Source organism: Frigoribacterium sp. CFBP 13605 (assembly GCF_014839405.1).
GTDB lineage: Bacteria > Actinomycetota > Actinomycetes > Actinomycetales > Microbacteriaceae > Frigoribacterium.
The window spans coordinates 1-3,148 of sequence record NZ_JACYNS010000174.1 but is presented as its reverse complement, the minus strand read 5'-3'; the positions used below and the strand labels follow the sequence as shown (position 1 = coordinate 3,148).

The window sequence follows — 3,148 nt, the reverse complement described above, 5'->3', positions numbered from 1 at the left end:
AGGCCCGGGCCGTCGCGGGCAGGTCCCCGGCGGGCAGGTCCCCGGCGGGCGGGCTCCCGGCGGGCTCGACGGTGACGGCGACGCGGGCGGAGTCGATCGAAGTGCCCTCGACGACCACGGCCTGCCCCGAGGGCAGACGGTCGCCGTCGGCCGGTGAGGTGACGACCGGGCCGGCCAGCGCCTCCTGCACCTCGACGTCGACGACCGCGCTCGAGCCCGACGACCCGACCACGGAGAACGACAGGGGACCCGTCGGGGTGCCGGGCGAGAGCCGGACGGGCAGCTGGACCCGGCCACGCTGATCGGCGACGGTCGACGTCGAGTCGTCGAACGCGTCGCCCTCGGCCCGGACCGTCTCACCGGGCACGAAGCCGGCGCCCCGCAGGGTGGCCGCCGCGCCCGCCTGCAGCACGCCGTCGGGGGCGACGGCGACCGCCCCGCGTCCCCGGTCTTCGGTCACGGCCGCGAAGGCGTCGACCATGCCGGCCCCGAAGTACTCGGAGGGAGTCTCGCCGCCGGCCTGCCGGGCGAGCAGGTCCCGCAGTTCGGCCGGGGTCGCGCCCGGGTGCACGCTCGCCAGCAGGGCCGCGACCCCGGCGACGTGCGGAGCCGCCATCGAGGTCCCGCTGAGGGCGGCGAACCCGCCACCGGGGACCGTGCTGAGCACGGCGGCCCCGGGGGCCGTCAGGTCCACGACGCCCGCACCGTAGTTCGAGAACCGGGACTTCTCGATCGAGCTGCCGCCCTGCTGGGCCGACGAGACGGTGACGACGCCGTCGACCTCGGCGGGCAGCTGCGAGCACCCCTGCGAGACGTCGCGCCCCGGCTGCGGGGTCGAGTCGTTCGGGCTGAGCGAGTCGGCGGTCTTGTGGGCGAGGTCGACGGCGACGGCACCGACCGTGGCGTTGCCGGCGGCCGCCACGTCGAGGACGCCCTCGTGCTGGGACCAGGCGACCGCCCGCGCGACCGCGTCGAGGGCCGGGGCCTGGTCGGGGTCGGCCGAGCACCAGGCGGCCCACGGGTCGACGAAGAAGCTCGCGTTCGTCACGTCCATCTGCTGCTGCGCCGCCCACATGTAACCGCAGATCGCGTACTCGGGGTAGATGAAGCCGTCCGCGTCGACGACCTTGACGCTGGCCAGCCGCACGCCCGGGGCGACCCCGACGACACCCCTGCCGTCGCCGGCCGCGGCGATGATGCCCGCCACGTGCGTGCCGTGCTCGCGGGTGCTCGTCGCGGCGTCGGACGACGGCGCCCAGGCGGCGGGGTCGGTGTCGGCGACGCCGTCCACGCTGCAGCCCACGGAGGCGGCCGGGTCGACCTGCGAGACGAGGTCGGGGTGCGTCGCGTCGATGCCGCTGTCGAGCACTCCGACCAGCACGTCGGGGCTCCCGGGCTGCACCGCGCGCGCCTCGGCGGCGTGGACGGCCTGGTCGTTCCACCGACGCTCCTCGCCGGGATCGGCGACGTCGGCGACCCGCTCGGCCAGACCGGTCGCCTGCACTCCCGTCGACGGGACGGCAGCGGACCCGGCGTCGCCACCCGTGTCGGCGTCGGGCGTCGCACGGACGGCGGCCGTCCGGGTCGGACCGGCCGACTCGACGGACGAGGAGGCGCGGACCCGGTCGACGAAACCGGCGGCGGTCGACCGTGCCGTCACCACCCCGATCTCGTCCCACCGGGCGAGGACGGTACCGCCCGCGGCGACCACCGCGGCCGAGGCCGCCTCGGTCGTGACGGCGCCCGGCACCGCGTTGACGACGTAGTTCATGGCATCGACGGCAGCCGCGGCGGGGGCTGCGGCAGGCGTCGCGCTCGAGGCGGGCGCGGAGAGCTCGGGCACGTCGGCCGCGAGGGCCGGTGACGAAGAGACGGTCGGGGCCGGTGACGCGGAGGCGGTCGGGGCCGGTGACGAGGCGGCGGTCGCCGGGGCGTCCGCGGCGACGGCCGTGACCGGTGCGAACACGAGGACCGCGGCGAGCGCTGCCCCACCCACGGCACGGGTCGATCGACGAGCGGGACGGCGTCGAGGGCTGTGGGTCACCTGGCAACGATAGGCGGCGACCGGTCACGACGGGGTCACGATCCCGCCTCCCGTTCGAGGGACTCGCCGACCCGGCCGCGCGTCGACCCGGCGGCCCGGCGGCCCGGCGGACCAGCGGCCCGGCGGACCGGCGGACCGGCGGACCGGCGGCCCGTGCTCGTCCGGGCGTCAGGCGGCCGGGTCGCCCTCGCCCTCGGCCTCGGCCTCGGCCTCGGCTTCGAAGACGAGTTCGCGCAGCACGGGGGCGAGCTTGGCGTCGAACGCCCCCGTGTAGTGGGTGAAGTCCCGCTTGACGGGCACGTCGTCGACGAAGGCGGGGCAGAGCCCGTCGACGCAGAGGAACCGCGACGTGTCGACGAGGGAACCGCCCAGGGCGCTCATCGTCTTCTGCGTCTCGACGAGGTTGGCGGCGTGATCCGCCGACACGGACGAGATGCAGTCGACGGGCGAGCCGCCCGGGCGGTAGCAGTCGTCGAGCGACCGGTGTGCCGGCGGGGGCGTGACGAACACGGTGCGCGTCGCCGCGCCGCCCACCGACTCGAGCTGGCGCTGCAGTGCCTCGGCGTACTCGCGCGGCGTGACGGGTGCGCCGGTGTCGGCGTGTTCGAACGGGACGAAGGAGTTCGTGACGACGAGCAGGTCGGGTGCCGTCTCGACGATCGTCCGGACGGCGTCGGCCTGGTGGGTGGTGCAGCTCTCGGGGTCGGAATTCTGGGCGACCGCGAGATCGACGAACGGGCAACCGAACAGGGGAAGCGCGACCAGACGCCACCCGCTGTCGTCCGATTCGACGATCTCGACCACGGCGTCCAGCTCGGCGGCGGCCGTCGAGTCCCCCACGAGGACGACCGTCTTGTCGCCGGTGCCGAAGGTGCACTCGGCGCGCGGCAGGAGCAGATCGACGCGACCGCAGTCGTTGTTCGCCCCGAACGGCATGGTGTCGCCCGGGTCGGGGGTCAGCGTCGGCCACGAGGTCGCCGCCAGCGCGGCCCGGACCGACTCGGCCATCGCCCCCTCGGCCGGACCGACCGGACCGGAGCCGTCGACGCCGTCGCCGTCGGCACCGCCGTCGGACGCCCCGGCCTCGACGGAGGCCCCGAGGCC

2 protein-coding genes are annotated in these 3,148 nt (G+C 76.0%); both read right to left on the bottom strand.

Annotated features, from left to right (window positions below):
- Nucleotides 1-2,044, bottom strand: a 2,044-nt coding sequence (locus tag IFT36_RS15700) for a S8 family serine peptidase (RefSeq protein ID WP_200413625.1), incomplete at its 3' end; no start/stop codon positions are given.
- A 168-nt stretch (nt 2,045-2,212) separates the two neighbouring features.
- Nucleotides 2,213-3,148, bottom strand: a 936-nt coding sequence (locus tag IFT36_RS15695) for an SGNH hydrolase domain-containing protein (RefSeq protein WP_200413624.1), incomplete at its 5' end; no start/stop codon positions are given.